The sequence below is a fragment of the Flavobacterium limicola genome (assembly GCF_003634755.1).
Classification (GTDB): Bacteria; Bacteroidota; Bacteroidia; order Flavobacteriales; family Flavobacteriaceae; genus Flavobacterium; species Flavobacterium limicola.
Window position 1 is genome coordinate 547,264 of sequence record NZ_RBXA01000003.1, and the last position, 16,956, is coordinate 564,219.

Genomic DNA, 16,956 nt, shown 5'->3' on the forward strand with positions numbered 1-16,956 from the left:
AGATGGTTTTACTCAAGTGATTAATCAAAATCACACTCAAAGATACAACTAATTAGATAGTAAAATATTGATAATAAGTAAATTAACTATTTTTTAACCTGTCGTTTTACGATGGGCATAAATAGTTAATTTCTGACTTTAGCTATTGGATAGGTTACCAGTTTACTAATCCAAAATTAATCCTAGCCGCAAGGAGAGCGGTAGAATAATAGAGGCAAATCATAGTAAAAAATTCAACCAAGAAATAGCCATCGTACAATAGATGCAGGAGTAGGCAGTATCATGATAATTCAAAAGAATAGGGCATGTTGCAATACGTTGGCCAGGTAAAGTAGCGGATAATAAAAAACCCTCCAGAAAATCCAGAGGGCTAATCATTGAATAAGAACTTATTTTTTCGATTCTTCTATAGAAACTTTTCTAAACTCTTTTAATAGTTTTTCCAGCTCCAAAGTTGATTTACGGGCTCTCGCTCCAGCAGCTTTAACACCTTTCTCAGTTAGTGATTCTGATTCTGTTTTGAATGTTTCGAATTCAGCGTTGATTTTTGCAACTAAATCTTTCATAATAGTATTGTATTAAATTAGGACACAAAAATAAAATTTTGCTTTTTATGCCAGCATGTTTTCATGTTAAACTTGCTAGTTTACCATCAATATTTTTTTTAGTGGGCAAAAACAGATTTTTACAAGATGCTAAATAAATTACGTATTGCCTTCCTTTAGTTGCTCAATAAAAAAGGAGTGGGGCATCCCAGCTCTTGAAAGAAAAGCAGTGGTAAATGATCTGCGACAGATATGTACCAGTAGAGCCAAAAGCAGTGCTAAGTTTTCCCAATGTTAAATCTTTTTCTAAAAATTTTTTATCTCTTTCAAATTTTTCCAATTGTTATAAAAGAGAGGAAACTATTTTAAGTGATTTTTCAATGTAATACAGCTGGACTTTCAGGTTATTTTGGATCTTCTTAAGCGCCTAGTAGCTTTTCTCAATATAAAAATAGGCTACAGATTCATTTGCAAAATCTTCGTTCTCCTGTATAACAGGTAGGGAATAGGTTGTTTTTTTAATATTTTTTAGCTTTTCAATACATCTATTGCCATGATCTTGATTTTCAAACTGATTAATTATTTTTGTTAACAACGGTGTATCAATGGTGTTCAAAGGGTAATAATAAGCCGTCTTCAATAACCAAATGGTGTAATTCATGCATCAGTTTTTCAACAATGACTCTCATCTGATCGACCTCTTCTTTGTTGAGCTTTGATAACTTATGCTGAAGGGTCATATGCTTATCTAAATACGGAAAGAAATCCGTCCAGAACTGTTCTATCATATAATTATATTTGCGTATAGCGGGATCAGCGTAAATGCACAGCTCCCATAATGCCTGACTGGACAGATAATTGGGCAGGTAGTACGTTTTTACAAAAATATAAGTCCTGCAGAAGGACAGAAAAAATAATGCAAAGAAGTATTCTAAACCTTGATAGTTTTCTTTAGTAGTATTAGCTATCGTGAAAAATTGAAAAGCAATAGCTGTGGTGGGCTTGTAATAAAAATACAGATCAGCATGATACCGATGGTGAGGCACCTCCCAATGAAATTCTGGATGATATTGGCTGGAGGAGTACATCAGGTACTTCCCTTGAATAATGGTAGCAAAGAAACTTTGATGCTGGTACAAATTCGTTTGTATCCAATTACGGCTGTGACATATCAAAACAAAATCATATTTCCCGCCGGTTTTGCTTTTTAGGGATTGGGTTAATACTCTTAATTTGTCATTACCCGAACCGTTAGCTATAAGCATCAAATAGTAGGTCATTTTTTCACCATAGGTAATTTGATGATACAAATAGATCTGTTCGGCTTCGACTGATTTTAATATGGTTTCCACAGCAATATCGAGAATTTCATCTTTCAGTTCGTTAGCAATAGGACAGGAAACTTCGTGCTTTTTATACAGCCCATTTTTCAGCAGCTTCTTTAATTCGTCAAACCGTTCTTCGATAAGACGATAAAGACTGTGTTCGGCAATTCCAACGGCTTCGTAGAGTTCGTCTTTATGTATTGGCTCATCATCATTGATCGAAGCTTCTTTTGCTTTTATAAATAAATCAGTAAGATAATATTTGCTGTGGCTGTTTCTCACAAAGTATTTTTGAATATCAGGAAGGTATGCTATAAGACTGTTAATTCTTTCATCTAAAGGTAGCGAAGCAGACTTATTTCCTAAATACAGTTCTTCTAAATAGTCAAGATCATAGGCAATCAATCTTGCATAGGATGTAAAAACACTGTTGGAACAACCTTCTGAAATAAGATTATGGACTTGTGTGTTATGAAGCTCATGATCGTGATAAAAACGCTCTTGAAAAACACTATAGTGCTTCTTGTATTTCTTCCAGTCTGTTGTGATAGTCAGCGGATTTACAGCAGCTGAATTTTGGTAGATAAGAGCCGAGGGCTGGCAGTATAGCTCAATAAAGGGTTGCTCCAAAGAAAATCGATGATGAAGCTTTGCAGAATAGATGAAATAGACAGCGATCTGATCACGATTTCTAACTTTCTGTACCCATTTATTTAGTTGCAATTGTTCCGCATCACTGTTTTTGTCGATATGGATTATCAGTTGTGAAAAAAGGCGAGAGGGTTCTCTGGTAAAAAAGATCTGAATGACAGCATACTGATTAACCAATTGTCTCAAGATATTTTCTAAAAACTCGTTTTCGAGTTTTGGAAATGAAAGTTTTTCTAGAGTTTTCATAATACTATGTTTTTGAAGATTACATAAAGGATAATTTATTCCGCTGAAGGTTCAACCTGTTCGTTTTTCTTTATTCTCTCAACGCCTCTTTCTTTCATCAGTTCCGCTGCATCGAGCATTTTGATTAAATGAATATAAGGTGTCGTAAGGTCGGAGTCAGGATCTACATAATATGGAGACAATGAAAGCTCTGTGATTTCACTTAAGAAAAATTCAAACTGTTGAAGTGTTCTCTCTTCAAATGCACTTTGAAGCACCAAAAAAGGATTGTCGTATTCTTCTTTGGTCAGGGAAGAAAGATGAAATACCGTTTCGGAGCGGGAAGACTCTTTCACTTTCCATTTCTTGTCTTTCCTCTTCAGGCAGTAACAGACTTTGAGAAAAGAGCATATAGCAGTATAAAAGACAAAAGCATTGCAAGGAGCATCCTGCTTGTAGACTTTTGTCTTATAGCAGTGAAGTACAGCTTGACTTAAATTCTGTTTATAATAATCAAGATGTGCAAAGTCAAAAATGACGTCAAATGCCTCAAATGGATTTCCTGCCACAAACCCTGCCCAAAATCTTGTTTCGAAGGATATTTTATTCTTTTTCATATGTAGATAATATTTGCTTTTTTAGTTAGTATTTATCCGAAAAATTGTATTTTTGATTAATACACCAGCAAGTAAGCAATAGATTGTACCGTACCAAACTAGTGGGAGTTGTATCTCACAAACGCAAGCTTGTTTTTTACCAAGACCTATTTTTTTAAAGAATTTTAAATATCTTTGAGCTATGAACACAGCAACAAAACCAAAACATATTGGCAGAAATATCAGCCGGATTAGAGAGCTTAGAGGAATGAAACAAGAAGCATTGGCTAATGCAATTGGTGTAAGCCAGCAATCTGTTTCTAATATTGAAGGAAGTGAAATAGTTGACGATGAAAAACTAATAGCGATTGCTGAAGTTTTGGGAGTATCTGCCGAGGCAATTAAGAATTATAGTGATGAAACAGTATTAAATGTTATCAATAATACTTTTACTAGTCATGATAGTTCAACAATTAATGCAATTAATATTCAGCCCAATTTTAATCCACTTGATAAAGTAGTTGAATTGTACGAACGATTAGTTCAGGCTGAAAAAGACAAGGTTGAGTATTTGGAAAAATTACTAAAAGGGAAATAGCCTTTATAGATGACAAATTAATTCCAAAAAGAGACTCAACAGGGTCTCTTTTTTGTTTAGAGTATTTATGTTTTATTGTTCAATATTAATAAGAAATCAACAAGATGGATAAAACTATTAAACTCCGTGTGAAAAAGGAAATTGGCATCAACAATGAACTTAAAGTATTGAAATTAAAAGGCGCATTAATTACTAAAGGGTATACAGAAATCATTCACATTGCAGATGAAAATGAAGACTTTTATCTTAACTCATTTTCTACTTCCTCTGAGAATAAAAAAGAAGCGAAAGATTTTGTATTGGATTATATTTTTGTCAATAATCTAACTGACACAATAACCTTATTAAATACTTAATCAATAATTGCTGAACGAATTGGTATCTTTTAATACTTCCAAAACTGTATAAAAATGTGCTAAAAATATTTCATACAAAAAATCTCATATCTTAGCATAAAATATTTTTTCTCAAATCAAATATTTGTAAAATTTTATAGATAACTAAGAATATAAACAAGCAAACATGTTACATAATAGTATTTTTTTTGTCGATAAAATAGAGGGAATTTCAATTTGTGACTCCACAATGTACTATTTTACTGGAAGCTCCTTCTCGCGACCAACTGATTTCAAAAGAATCGAAAATGAAAATCATAATTTAAAAAATTGCAAGTCTTGTAAAAAAAATCATCTAATTGACTTAAAAGGACTTGAAAGCAGACTTAAAAATTTTCCCTTTTGCTGTGATTTTCACAAAAGCTTAATCAATGAAAAATGGTTCAATAAAAATGACTTTAATGACGTTGCAAAACTAACTGCGGATAAAATCTATTTTACTTGGGACTTTATACAAAAATTCGTTGATGAACCAGAGTGGGAACAAGAAATTACAGATTATTTAAGCCATGTTATTGATACATTTGGAAGTTTTCCTGTAGATTATGGAGAACCTTTATTTTTGGGTTCTTATCTTAATCGTGTAAAAGAAATGCTGAAAGGCTTGGATGAAAAAAAACACGTAAAAAAGAAGCAAATAATTCTGGATCATGTTAATAGCTACTATCTAAGTACAAGTAAAAAAAAGCAAAGTACCGATTTTAATGTTCTTTTAGCAATATATGATAAATGGTTTAAGACATTTCCATTTGATATTAGTATCTTCAAAGGTCTTAAAGAAAAATTTTCAAAAACACTTCCAATAATTGAGAAAACTAGATATAACAAATATTCAGGATTAGCGATTGCATCTCCTAAAACAAAAAGTAATCTTATAAAATTACTTTGTAATCTAACTAATGAAATCGTTACTGAAATAAACTCATTAAAATTATATGAGGAAGGAAAATTAAATGATTTAGAAAATTACAAATTGGAAATAGTCCTTCATAAAAGAAAACTAAAGTTAAAAGAAGGATATCAAAATGACATTAAAGAACCAAATAGTAGTTACAGAAATATTTTAAAGAGTTGGTTTTCTGATGAAATTGATTTTATAAAAGAGATCGAACCCACTTTACAGTCAATTCAAAATAAAAAAAATAATTTATATCTAGATATATTGTACGCTTGTAGTAAAATGCAAGAAAATAGAATTTTTTGGAAGGCAGATGAAAATGCTAGAACCAAACAAATTTTGGATCTTTTAGAAATTAATTACAAAACAAAAGATCAATCACAAAGTGGAGTTTCTGCAACTGGAATTAGACCAGGATCAATTGATGGAATTGTTATAGATAGTAACCGGATACAGGTTATTATTGAAGCTTTGAATCTAAAGTACCTAAATAAAAATTATATTCAGGATCACATAAGTAAACTTGAAATAAATTATGATAACAAAGGGTTAAAAACGAAATTTCTTATTTCATATTGCGACATCGCAAATGATACTTTTCAAGAATTTTACGAAAAATATGTTTCGTTTATAAATGATGAAGTAAGATTTCAGAATCTTAAACAAAGTTTCGAAAACTTAGAGCCAAATTATGCAAATCAAAGGATCTTGAAGACAATCCACACTCGTGAAAAAGTGATTGTTACGATTTATCATATTTTATTGAAGATGTAATGGAGCTACCCTTTAGAATATTGCATTAGTAAAAGGTTCGAATTATGTAACGTTAGAGGTCTCTATTTTGAATAATAGTATAAAATCAATTTTACAGTACAGAATTGGAAGATGTTAATGGATGAGCTAAAAGGCATAAAGTTATTTTCGTTATTTTTATCCAGTAAAAATATAATATATGAGTTCCTACTTACAATTCAATCGAGAATTACATGTTCTTGTCCGATTTTATAAAGCCACCCTCTATTCTTACGAGCAAACGGATTATTTGCTTTTCAAATGTAGAAAAGAAAAGGAAAGTATGGCTGAGTTAGGATTTACAGAAAAACCACCTAGTTATTATAAAATTAAAGGCCCTGGAATAAGTGAAAATCAGAAGAATCTGTTTGAAATTACATTTGTTCGTTTTGTGTCTGCTTTAGAAGTATATCTTGTCGATCAATTAAGAGATGTTTTTATTCAAACAAAAGAACCGTTTAAAAGGCAAAATTCCAAACCAGAGTTTTCTCAAGCGGAACTATTGTCAATGAAGTCACCTGCTGATATATTTGATAAAATTATCAATAAAGAAACTAGAAAACTAAGTAGTGGTGGATTTAATGAGATAATTAAATATTACAAAGAACACTTTCAAATTAATCTAGCAGATATTTCTCCCGGAAAGAAAAAAATGGAAGAATATCATCAAAGAAGACATCTTTTAGTACATAGACTAGGAAAAACCGACCAGCAATATAGAGACAAATACAATTGCGGATCAAGTCGAATTTCTGTTGATGAATCATATTTAGCAAACTGTTTCGAAGATTTTAAAAATTTTGCTGAAATTTTGAATGATAAGTTAAAGAAAAGATTGCAAGTCAATTTTTCAACAAGTAAAACCAAAATTAAGCCTGAAGCTAAAAGTTTAATAATAGTTGAAATAATAAAAGGCCAACCTAATATTTTTGATAGTAATTATGAATTTTGGGCAGGAGATCAATTGTGCATGTTTACAAATATTTTAGACAACCGCATTAACGAAAGTGATAAGAAATTTAAAATCGCCATCTCAGGAAGTGCAGCCCAAATTTCTAGTTATGGAACAATCCTAAAGAAAGAAGTTGATAGGGGAAAAATAAGAGTTGAATATTTAAGTGCAAAAGAAAATTCGGTAATACCAACACCAAAAAAAAGATTAGATTATAAAACCATTTTGCTTATAAAAGAGAGGCTTCCTGAGCAACCATGGCAAACAGGAATACATAAAATTATTGCCGAGGAACTTGGTTTGTCAAATAAAATAGTAACAAATACAATCAATTATCTTATTAAAAATGGGCAAATTGATTAATTAAAATAAAGTTTATTTTGAAACAGGAGCTAGTAATTCTAATCACAGGCTACGAACCCGATATCGCGGATTTGTAATCCGTCCCATAAAGATTAGTAATTTCAATTTTATAAAAAAAGCTATAGGAATTGTTTTCTTGTAGCTTCTTTTGTGTGTTAACTTTATGGCATATTGTTGCGGGCACGGATTGCAAATCCACACTATCGAACTCGAAGATATATCCGCGCGATCTGGGGCTTTACTTTAAATTTATAGTATTTATTATTATCGCACCATTATTTTTTCGCTTTCCATAAATTGCCGAACTACTGTTTTTATGAAGCAATTGCACATTTGTAATTTCGTGTTTTTTCAAAGGTAAAACTATCGTGTCCAAATCTTTTTTATACTCTAAAACAATACCATCAATCGCAACTATTGGAGAATTTACGAAAGCTCCTTCATTGTAAGCATCTTTTACAGTTTTAATAAAATAAAACTTAGAGGCATCGTTTTCATTTAATATAAAAACGTATTCTTTTAAATGAATATTTCCATGTTTTTTGGCGGCACAACCGAAAACAAAAAAGAGAAAAATAGATAATGTAATTTTTTTCATATATTTTAAATTTCAGCAGTTAGTTCCTAGCCTTGCTACTAACGTTAGTGTGTCTAGTAACCTAAAATAACCTTCTGAGAATTGTCTATTTGAGATTTTTCAAAGATAGGAGTCCGAATATGTAATTCTCCACATTATGTTTTTAGACAGTCTGACGTTTCCTTGCTACAATTGGTTTGGGACTAAATTAAGCTCATTATTCGGATTTGCCAAATCATTCAAATACAAAACCAACTTTCCATTAAACTAAATGCCCAAATCCGTTGTGGCTGTTACCAGCAGTTATATATCCTCAATTACAAAATAATCCTCATCATCTTCTAATTTATTGTAAATATCATTTTCAATAATATCTAATAATTTCTTTATTATGTTCGCTTCTTTCAAATTTTTATTTTCAAGTTCTGCGTTTTCATTTTTTACAATTTCTTCCTTTAACCTCAAATAAGCATATGCTTTTAAAAATAAATTATTAAACCTATATAAGTTAGAATTTTCATCATATATTAGAATTTCACTTCTGGTTGGAGAACATAATTCTGTAAGAAATTTTGAAAAATTAGCTTCATTTATTTGACTTTTGTTGATTTGATTGAATATCTCAGAATGTGAAAATTCATCTTTATTTATCTCCAAACAATTTTCTAAAATTACTTTTGGCATATTAATTTTTGTTCCATTTCCAACTTTAATTGCTTTATCAAATTCAGCTTTAAGAGTATCTGATTTTTCTTCAACTAATTTTGATATTGCTTCATCCAAGTCGTCAAGATTTATTGATACTTTAGTTTTAACAGTTTCATATATTTTTTTGTTGAAGCAAATATTTAAACAAAGTTGGTGACAAATTGAAGGTAATCCACAAGAGTATTTAATAATCTTTGATTTAACTTCCTTTGAAAATATTAAATTTAAAAGTTCTTCCCCCGTATCTATTATTCTTTCTATTTCATCAGGCTTCATATAAGGAATAAAAATTTCGGCGACACGATTATTCATTTCTCTATCGTATTCAATAACTTGACGTGCAGTACCAACGGCTCCTAAAGCAATAATTTTTAAATCTTCATATTCTTCGGACATATCCATAAAAACTTTCATTAATTGTGAAGTTTTTGTTCTGTCTGAGCCTTTAATTTTATGAAAGTCTTCTAAAATCCAACAAGAATTTGAAGCACCATAAAATTTTGCTAATCGTTGAGGCGTTAGTTGTGGAGGAAGTATATGTTTGGTTGTTTCTGTTTTTTGTTTTGTATAATCTCCAAGTTTTATAGTTGCTTTAATGTCTGCATAACTTATGTTCAATTCGGGAGCTATTTTAAAAGTTTTAGAAGAACTATTCTCATTATACAAACCTGAAAGCTGGTCAAATCCGTCAAGTATTATGCTTTCAAAAGTCATACCTTCCATACATCTTGTTGTATATGAGTTTTCGTATGTTTGACTTATTTTGTTTGTTAACAGTGTTGTTTTTCCACAACCTGAATGTCCATATAATACAATTTGTTTTCCAGGTGTATTTAAGGCATCAACAAAATGATTATTTAATTTTCCTTCTCTTTCTACAAATGTAAATTTTGCTGATGAAGTTGGTGTGAAAATTTTTTTTGTTTTATATATAATTAACTTTTCGTCTATCATTTTCGGTTATTTTTTGAATAATTGCCTACAAATCTTATATATGCGAAACAAACTTTCGTTTATACATCCTAATTGAGACGATTGTCTCTATTTTGTAGTATTTGTTGTTTTCCAAATATATAAATTAATACCGAAAACACTGATGAAAATATTTTAGTTTTTATCAGTGTGTTCAAAAGTAACTTCTTTTAATTCTGGTATGTTACGGGAAACCATAATGGCTAGTTTTTTTGTGTAATTTTTCTAGTTTAAATAGTTCCCTGCTAATTTTAATCATAATTCGTCCTCACTGAGAGTCGTAATTTCAATTTTATTAAAAAAGCTACAGAAATTATTTTCTTTAGCTTTTTTTATGTGTTAACCCAGCTCTTCGAGGTGTTCGTTGCGTGGGGCAGACAAAGTCTCCCGCTTTTGACCTCTCGAGTAAAGTAAGTTAGGTTTACTTCTTGGTATACTTGGATTTTTTGATAATGTAATCAATAGGTCGTTACTATATTTACCAATAACATTTAATATACTATTTGATTGCGGTTTTACTGTAGCACGGCAATAAAATGGCTATATCAACAAAGAATTGATCGTATTTAATATTTTTTTGAGTTAAATAAGGAATCGACATAAACCAACTATAAAATGAGCTATGGAATATCAGTACCATTCTGATCGTATTAATTTAACAAGTGTCATATTAGTAGCGTTTTAGACTGTTATATCAATGTGGTTTGATCAAAAATTTTGTAAGGCAACAATCAGGAGGGCACTTTTTTAAGCTCCTCAATAAAAAAGGTTGGTGGCATCTCAGTGTTAGAACGGAAAGCATTGGTAAATCGTTGCGTACTACTGAAACCTGCCTCTTCAGCCAGTGCTGTATTAGTATAATTTCGCAACATTTTATCCGTTTTCAATAAGGATACGATATAGTCCACTTTAAGATCGTTAATGTACTTTGTGAAATTTTTCTCCCTGTAATGATAAATGATTTGTGACAAATATTTACTGTTACAGCCAAAAGCATTACTGAGGGTGCCCAACGTTACATCTTTTTTCAGAAATTTTTTATCCCGTTCAAATTTTTCCAGTTGTTTCAAAAGTAAGGCAACGGTATCTTCATTGATGTCTGGTATCCCTTTTTTTATAGTTTTGATTGCAACAGTAGGTACTTGGCTTTTTTTCATATGCGCATCAAATTTTTGTTTGAACATACTCTTATTTTTGATATGTCTATAGGCGAGGAAAAGTAGGGAGAAAATTACCCGAAAGTCTAGATAAGTATATAAAGGTAAAAGGAAAATTGCTAGAAAATAATATAATAGCTTTATTTAAAAAATTTCTCGGTGATGAAGTAAAAGTTGTTGAAAGTTATTATATCAGTGGATGCGAGCATGACATATTAATCATCTGGAAAGATAACGCACTTATAATTGAAGCAAAAGGATACAATATTAGGGAACCTTTTAGAAATCCTAAAAAAGCCTTTACAAGAATTAAAGACGATTTTAAAAAAAGTATTGGTTATGGTTATGGACAAACACTTCGCGTTGAGACCATTATACTTGAAAAAAAGCCATTAGTAATTCAAGATAATCGGGGTAAAAAGATCGAAACAATCGATACAGCAAAAATAAAAAATTGTTTCTCTATTATAGTTAACATTAACTCATTTGGATTAGTACAAAATGATTTATCGCATCTATTAAATATCCACGAGGACGATATTTATCCTTGGGCGGTTAAATATGACGACTTAGAGATTTTTATTTTAACAATGATTGCACAAGGAATCAATCCTCAAATATTTATTGATTTCCTATTATTAAGAGAAGAACTCCATGGTAAAATAACTTGTTCAGATGAATTAGAAATCTGTGGTGGTTTTCTAACAAAACAAATCATTCATAAAAGAATAAAGTATATGGATACTTTGAAGACATCTCCAGAATTTGGAGATATTTTTGATCAGCAATATAATAAGACTATGGGATTTAAAAACGAGAAAAACCTTTATGAAAAACAAAGTGGGAAATATATGTTTTGGTAGATATATAATCAAATTTTAAATTTGAGTAGAAAAATTTACATTTATAATAAAGTTAGAGATGTTAATTAATCAAGATGTTAAATCAATGGAGCAATTCAATATCTGCAGGGAAGTAAATGGAGACAAAGTCAAAGTAAATAAAATTTCAATTAAAATTTCATAATATTAATCTTAAAAAGAAAAGGCTGCCATTCGGCAGCCTTTGATATTTTGAAAACTATGTATGAACTTCGACTGTACTCTTAGCTGTTGTAATTGTTGCAGGTTTTAAGTTACCGGCTACAGTTTCTGTGTTTGTAACGTGTTTTTCCATCTTCATTTCAGGTTTTAGAGTAATATTATGCATTGTTTTGGCTTCCGCCTGGTATTGTTCTGTTGGGCTATGATGTCCTTCAGGATTCAAAAATTTGTATGAGTATACAATTCCTAGATTAAAATAAGAAAAGGCTGCTAAGAGTACAATAAGTTGATGAACGTTCAAGACAAGTTTTTTGTCTCATGATTTTATATTACAAAAGTACGAAAAAAACTTCATATAAGCAAGTTGATTAATTATTTTGTAATAAAATATACTTAATTATACGTTATAAACCTAAGTTATCATTGAACCCGATAGCGCGGATTTGTAAACCGTCTTCACAAAGAGTAGTAATTTCAATTTGATAAAAAAGCTACAGGAATTATTTCCTTGTAGCTTTTTTGTGTGTGTTAACTTTATAGCTTATTGCTGTGGGCACGGATAACACCTGAGCGATAGCAAAAACTTGAAGATATACCCATGCTATGCGTGGTGTTCGTTGCACGTGCTAGGCAAAATCTCCCGCCTTTGACCTCGCAAGTAAAATAAGCTAGTTTTACTTCTTGGTACGCTAGTACCAGTATAGTTATTATTAAAAATTGTTATGTTATATCAATTTATCGCTCATACGGCATTTCAGTGTAATCTACAAAATGGAATTTGCTTTTATCCAATTCGTTAAGTTTTTCTTTCAATGCGTTTATTTCAACTTCATTAAGTGAAAACCATTCTCTACGGGTGAGATTTGGCATTAAAAATAAATGTAGTTCCTTCTCTAACTCCTTATGAAATTCTGTCATAATATAAAATTTTAATCGAATAGGGAAAGGTATCGCGGTCCTAAAAGCACTTAACCGGGCACTTAAGTTCTTTGTAAAACCAACTTTATATTTATCTGTATTTAAAATATTAACGACATACAATCCAGGAAATTTTGAAGTATGATATTCAATAATTTTTATCATACCGCTACCTTCATAATATACCTTGGAATCAAAGGAAGCTATTCTTGGAAATTCTCGTTCAGCAATATTAAAACCAAGCTTTTCAAGCAATTCTAATGATGGCCAATAATTATCCTTTTCCGGATGATAGATTTTAAAAATTTCATTTGGCATTGAACAGATTTCTCTTGCTTTTGAATAGCCACGATCAAATCCTTCACCATCGTCATGCAAATTTCTAGCCTCTTTTTGTGAAGTTGCAATAGCAAACCAGTTTTCTGAATTACAGGGAGTTGTTACCCAATAGAGGTTTTGTATTTTCATAAGTTGTCCATAAGGTCTACCTGTACAATCTCACTAACTTTCGCATCCGCCTTGATTTAATTTTTAATTTAGGCATCAAAAAAATTTGGGAGTTACAAAAATAGGATGATTTTACTTTAGTCAATATGCAAATAAAAAGTCATGATAGTTAAGAAACATTCTCAAAAAGCCATTTTTTAATAGAAGCGTGACCTCTTACTGTACCTGGTAGATCAACTCTTATAGCTTTTTCAATTTTATGAAAGGAAGATTCTAATTTCCAGTCTATAGACTTCATATATCTGTTGATATATGTAAAATCTCATAGCCCTCATTACGGTCCAATAAATAACTGTCCGGAAATCCAGTAATTTTAGCATTGTCATTTTCTTTTGCTGCAGTCCAACTGTAATTATACTTCAAATCTGATCTCTTAAAATCTGCCATCTTTTTGTTTTTGTAAGGGTTTATATTCCTCTAAGTTAATGATTATAATTATTTAAATAACAATATGTTATAAATATAAAGTAAAAATTTACGCACATCTATCCTTGGTGTTCGTTGTGCGGTCTGGGCAAAGTGTCCCGCCTTTGACCTCGCAAGTAAAATAAGTTAGGTTTACTTCTTGGTATACAATTAGATTTTTTGATAACTTGATCTAATAGCCGTGTTGCAAATGCTTGTTTTACCGCTAGTAGTGAAAATTGGGCTGCTGCGCACTAGCAGCATTTACGAAGCAGAGACACACTGGAAATAGATACTTTTTCATCATTAGTTACAGTATAAATTAGAGCACTATGCTCTTACAAAAATCAATTAAACGGACATGTAGCTGTCTTAGAAGAATTCACTGGGAATATGGTATAAGAAATCACATCAAACGTAGGGTAAACTGCTGTTAATGAATTACTTTTTTTACAAAAAAAACAAGTACGATTTTCAGAATTTCCATAGTATTATTTATGAATATCCATAGATTATCAGTTGGATAGCAATAACATTGCCTATAATTTTGAGGAGGACTACAAAGTAAATAACGGTTTTATAGTAGTATTTCAAAGTAGGGTTAATAGTTTTTACTACTTCGTTTAAAGTCCATAACCAATTAAAAAAACAAATGAAAATGGAACAGAAAACAGTATGTATGTACCCAAAAGATGTTCAGCGGGTTACAGGTAAAAGTTATCGTTTTGCAAGATTACTTTTAATTGATAGTAGAAGACAACTGAATAAAGAGGAGCATCAATTCATAAGTATTGAAGAGTGCTGTTCATACACAGGTTTAAAATTAGAATAAATCAATATACTGCTGCCAAAACTGAGGTAGGTGTAAATTTAAATTTTAGGATATGCGTGAATTTAAAAATAAGTAGTGCAAGTACTCGTGAACTAACGATAACGCAATGAGAACAAGGATACGGGATAGAAGTAATGAGTCCTAAAAAATAAAAAAAGTCCAGACCATCATCCGGCCTGGACTTTTAATGTATAACGCGCAATCAGAACGAAATTAATTTCATTCTTTTCGCTTTCGAACCAGTTTTTTTTAGCAGTATCGAAATAACAAAACTTACAATTGCTCCAAGAATAGCAAGCAAAATTGTTTTCAAAAAGTCTTCTGAATGTAAGTTTGGCACTACACTCAATAAAGTGCCACTGGCAGTCCCCACTAAAGGACTGTTACTCGATTGCATAGCGTTTCAAATTAGTCTCAGTAGTAAGCTGGCTAACGGCCGATAGTACGCCGCCAACAACTGCGAGATAGCCACCTAAAGTGACAACGGTGATCGGTAGAATAATAGGAGCAGCAATGATACTGCCGCCAACTGCCGCCAAAGAGAGACCAATAGTACGGAGTACTTTAAAAAATTTTGGGGTAGGAGCTTTCACTCGTTTGATAACATTCATATTTTTTGTTTTTTAGCAATTCCCTTTAGGAATCATGATTGTACAAGTAATAAAACACTTTCCTTCGCATCCAATTGACGATAGACCACGTTTCGAAGCTTTGTAAAAGCTTTTCTGGATTCAAGTCCTAATCCCGGACCCTTTAGGTGCAATACCGGAGCAATGCAGCCCTGTAATTCTTTTAGGGCATTATTGGCGGGATGAAACAGAATTAAACTCCTGTTGGTAACATCTACAACTTCCAAATGCCAGCTAAATCGCTTACTGTAACGTTTTACGATAAAATATTCACCTTCAGGAATACAAGAAACTACACTAAGATTATCCCTCCATGGCAATTCAATAGTAGCACAGATTGTGGTACCGGTATAGCGAAGTATTCCGTTAGTTCCTTTCGGAAAATAGGTTCTGGTTAATACCAAAACCATACTATAATCCGCTAACGGTTACCAAAGCCAATGGATTATAAGAGCCATTTTTTAAGGCATACATGCTGCCATTGACTTCTTGGTAAAATTCCAACCCCACAACCAAAAATAGTGGTTTAGTGCTATTAGGTGTCACCATATTGCTATGCGTAATGACTGCAGTTGGTAGCATATTCCATGGTAATACTGCCGTTTCCGTATGGGATTCGACAAATGTCTCTGCTTCAAAATCAATTTCAGTTCCAGCCGAAATGATTTTAAAATGTGTTGTCCCGCTAGGGGCAGCAATCATAGTAGCAGGTACAAAAGGCGCAAGGACGACGGTAATGGCACCCGTAGCACGGTCAATGGTTCCCTCATAAGGGGCAAACAAACTGGAACCAAGTGTTCCATTAATGTTAAATTCAAAACCGACTAATAATTCAGCTTCTCCATCAATAACGTTTCGCAAACCTCGTACACTGGTCATGTCAGCTTGAATCACTTTAATCATACTCTGGGTCAGGCGGCTGACCATTCTACTGTCAGAAGAGTTTAAAAGTAAGGTTCTTATCGAAGCTCGCAAGGTTTTGCCTGCCTTACCTGCTCGTCCAAATTCAGAACCATTTTCACGTGTACGTTGAAAAGCAGGATCACTGGCAATTCGTTTGGCGTCAACACCGCCTTTTTCTCTAGCCATGTGACCATCTTTAGTCTTGTAAAAAGTAATATCCCCGATAGTACCTCTCAATTTAATTATACCTTTTTGCTGGGCCATAATTTTATCTGTTATAATGTTAATGTGTAAAATGTTAGGTACATTTTTTCAAACCTTATAAAACCAATTTCGATGCATCTAAAAGCGGATCTACAGTACAAATCTTTAACTATTTTATTGAAAATCAAAGCACTAGTGTCCATAAAGGGCCAAAAAGGCCTATAAAGACCTATAATTACTACTTTGCCCATGTCAAAATGGAAGAATTACAATAAAAAATTCATCTATGAAAAACCCGTTGTATAGTAAGTTCAGGATTAAGGGTTATATCTGTATAGCTATGATAGGATTTATTTAATAACTTGTATAGTTATTTCAAGACGGGTCATATAGTTATTTTAGGACGGGTCACACTGTTTGGTCAGTGTATGGATAAAGCATAGATAGTGTATGCATAATGCATGGATAATGCATGGATAATGCATGGATAATGCATGGATAATGCATGGATAATGCATGAATTGGCTACCGATAATGAAACCGTTACTTTTACTAGTATAGGTAAGGATTCTTGGCAATCTCTGTCTGCTTATTACTTTATTTGATCTTCGACTGCCTTACGATCGATTTGTAACCTTTGCTATTGCATCCCAAGGAACAATAGCGCGTTATTGTTCTACGTGTAGTAAACTCGTTTTTGCAGAACTCACAGATGCGCGTAATTTTAATGTTTGAACTCATAGAAATGTGACTTTAGGTGT

At 31.9% G+C, this 16,956-nt stretch carries 19 protein-coding genes; 6 read left to right on the top strand and 13 right to left on the bottom strand.

The annotated features are described in order from the left end of the window. Positions 1–389: 389 nt before the first annotated feature. From BC952_RS12340 to BC952_RS12355, 3 genes are all read right to left on the bottom strand, one after another. Positions 390–566 carry a histone H1 gene (locus tag BC952_RS12340; protein ID WP_113637024.1) on the bottom strand — a complete coding sequence of 59 codons (177 nt, stop codon included), beginning with the start codon at positions 564–566 and terminating at the stop codon, positions 390–392. 581 nt (positions 567–1,147) lie between these two features. Then, complete coding sequence (locus tag BC952_RS12350) at positions 1,148–2,767, bottom strand: hypothetical protein (protein WP_121365924.1); 1,620 nt, start codon at positions 2,765–2,767, stop codon at positions 1,148–1,150. 35 nt (positions 2,768–2,802) lie between these two features. Next, positions 2,803–3,363, bottom strand: coding sequence for a hypothetical protein (locus tag BC952_RS12355; protein ID WP_121365925.1), 561 nt, complete (start codon positions 3,361–3,363; stop codon positions 2,803–2,805). A 181-nt stretch (positions 3,364–3,544) separates the two neighbouring features. On the opposite strand from BC952_RS12355, the gene BC952_RS12360 reads away from it, so the two are divergent. The 4 genes from BC952_RS12360 (at position 3,545) to BC952_RS12375 (ending at position 7,340) form a co-directional block, all read left to right on the top strand. After that, positions 3,545–3,940 carry a helix-turn-helix domain-containing protein gene (locus tag BC952_RS12360; protein WP_121365926.1) on the top strand — a complete coding sequence of 132 codons (396 nt, stop codon included), beginning with the start codon at positions 3,545–3,547 and terminating at the stop codon, positions 3,938–3,940. Between the two features lie 104 nt (positions 3,941–4,044). Further along, on the top strand, positions 4,045–4,296 hold the full coding sequence (locus BC952_RS12365) for a hypothetical protein (protein ID WP_121365927.1): 252 nt from the start codon (positions 4,045–4,047) through the stop codon (positions 4,294–4,296). A 166-nt stretch (positions 4,297–4,462) separates the two neighbouring features. Further along, complete coding sequence (locus BC952_RS12370; protein ID WP_121365928.1) at positions 4,463–6,007, top strand: hypothetical protein; 1,545 nt, start codon at positions 4,463–4,465, stop codon at positions 6,005–6,007. 178 nt (positions 6,008–6,185) lie between these two features. After that, on the top strand, positions 6,186–7,340 hold the full coding sequence (locus BC952_RS12375) for a hypothetical protein (protein ID WP_121365929.1): 1,155 nt from the start codon (positions 6,186–6,188) through the stop codon (positions 7,338–7,340). 238 nt (positions 7,341–7,578) lie between these two features. Here BC952_RS12375 and BC952_RS12380 read toward each other — a convergent pair whose 3' ends face one another. The 3 genes from BC952_RS12380 to BC952_RS12390 form a co-directional block, all read right to left on the bottom strand. Further along, positions 7,579–7,938, bottom strand: a complete 360-nt coding sequence (locus tag BC952_RS12380) for a hypothetical protein (RefSeq protein ID WP_121365930.1) — start codon at positions 7,936–7,938, stop codon at positions 7,579–7,581. A gap of 282 nt (positions 7,939–8,220) precedes the next feature. Next, a complete protein-coding gene (locus tag BC952_RS12385) occupies positions 8,221–9,579 on the bottom strand; it encodes a hypothetical protein (protein WP_121365931.1) in 1,359 nt (452 codons plus the stop codon). A gap of 749 nt (positions 9,580–10,328) precedes the next feature. After that, positions 10,329–10,781 (bottom strand): helix-turn-helix domain-containing protein, encoded by a 453-nt coding sequence (locus BC952_RS12390; protein ID WP_121365932.1) that lies wholly within the window; start codon positions 10,779–10,781, stop codon positions 10,329–10,331. Between the two features lie 89 nt (positions 10,782–10,870). Here BC952_RS12390 and BC952_RS12395 point away from each other — a divergent pair, with 89 nt between their 5' ends. Then, positions 10,871–11,617, top strand: a complete 747-nt coding sequence (locus BC952_RS12395) for a hypothetical protein (protein ID WP_121365933.1) — start codon at positions 10,871–10,873, stop codon at positions 11,615–11,617. 217 nt (positions 11,618–11,834) lie between these two features. On the opposite strand, the gene BC952_RS12400 is transcribed toward BC952_RS12395, so the two are convergent. From BC952_RS12400 to BC952_RS14880, 4 genes are all read right to left on the bottom strand, one after another. Continuing rightward, positions 11,835–12,098: a hypothetical protein gene (locus tag BC952_RS12400; RefSeq protein ID WP_121365934.1), complete on the bottom strand. Its 264-nt coding sequence runs from the start codon at positions 12,096–12,098 to the stop codon at positions 11,835–11,837. A gap of 434 nt (positions 12,099–12,532) precedes the next feature. Further along, positions 12,533–13,183 carry a GIY-YIG nuclease family protein gene (locus BC952_RS12405; RefSeq protein WP_121365935.1) on the bottom strand — a complete coding sequence of 217 codons (651 nt, stop codon included), beginning with the start codon at positions 13,181–13,183 and terminating at the stop codon, positions 12,533–12,535. Positions 13,184–13,331: 148 nt separating this feature from the next. Next, positions 13,332–13,460: a hypothetical protein gene (locus tag BC952_RS15145; protein ID WP_279629648.1), complete on the bottom strand. Its 129-nt coding sequence runs from the start codon at positions 13,458–13,460 to the stop codon at positions 13,332–13,334. Next, complete coding sequence (locus tag BC952_RS14880) at positions 13,457–13,609, bottom strand: hypothetical protein (protein ID WP_167445784.1); 153 nt, start codon at positions 13,607–13,609, stop codon at positions 13,457–13,459. The genes BC952_RS15145 and BC952_RS14880 overlap by 4 nt, the downstream gene beginning before the upstream one ends. Positions 13,610–14,285: 676 nt before the next feature. Here BC952_RS14880 and BC952_RS12410 point away from each other — a divergent pair. Further along, positions 14,286–14,459 carry a hypothetical protein gene (locus tag BC952_RS12410; RefSeq protein ID WP_244200150.1) on the top strand — a complete coding sequence of 58 codons (174 nt, stop codon included), beginning with the start codon at positions 14,286–14,288 and terminating at the stop codon, positions 14,457–14,459. Between the two features lie 383 nt (positions 14,460–14,842). On the opposite strand, the gene BC952_RS12420 is transcribed toward BC952_RS12410, so the two are convergent. From BC952_RS12420 to BC952_RS12430, 3 genes are read right to left on the bottom strand one after another with little or no spacing between them, the layout of a single operon-like run. Further along, on the bottom strand, positions 14,843–15,070 hold the full coding sequence (locus BC952_RS12420) for a hypothetical protein (RefSeq protein ID WP_121365938.1): 228 nt from the start codon (positions 15,068–15,070) through the stop codon (positions 14,843–14,845). Positions 15,071–15,102: 32 nt separating this feature from the next. Next, a complete protein-coding gene (locus tag BC952_RS12425; RefSeq protein WP_121365939.1) occupies positions 15,103–15,498 on the bottom strand; it encodes a DUF5675 family protein in 396 nt (131 codons plus the stop codon). Between the two features lies 1 nt (position 15,499). Next, entirely contained in the window at positions 15,500–16,255 is a 756-nt protein-coding gene (locus BC952_RS12430) for a hypothetical protein (protein ID WP_121365940.1), read from the bottom strand. Positions 16,256–16,956 lie beyond the last annotated feature (701 nt).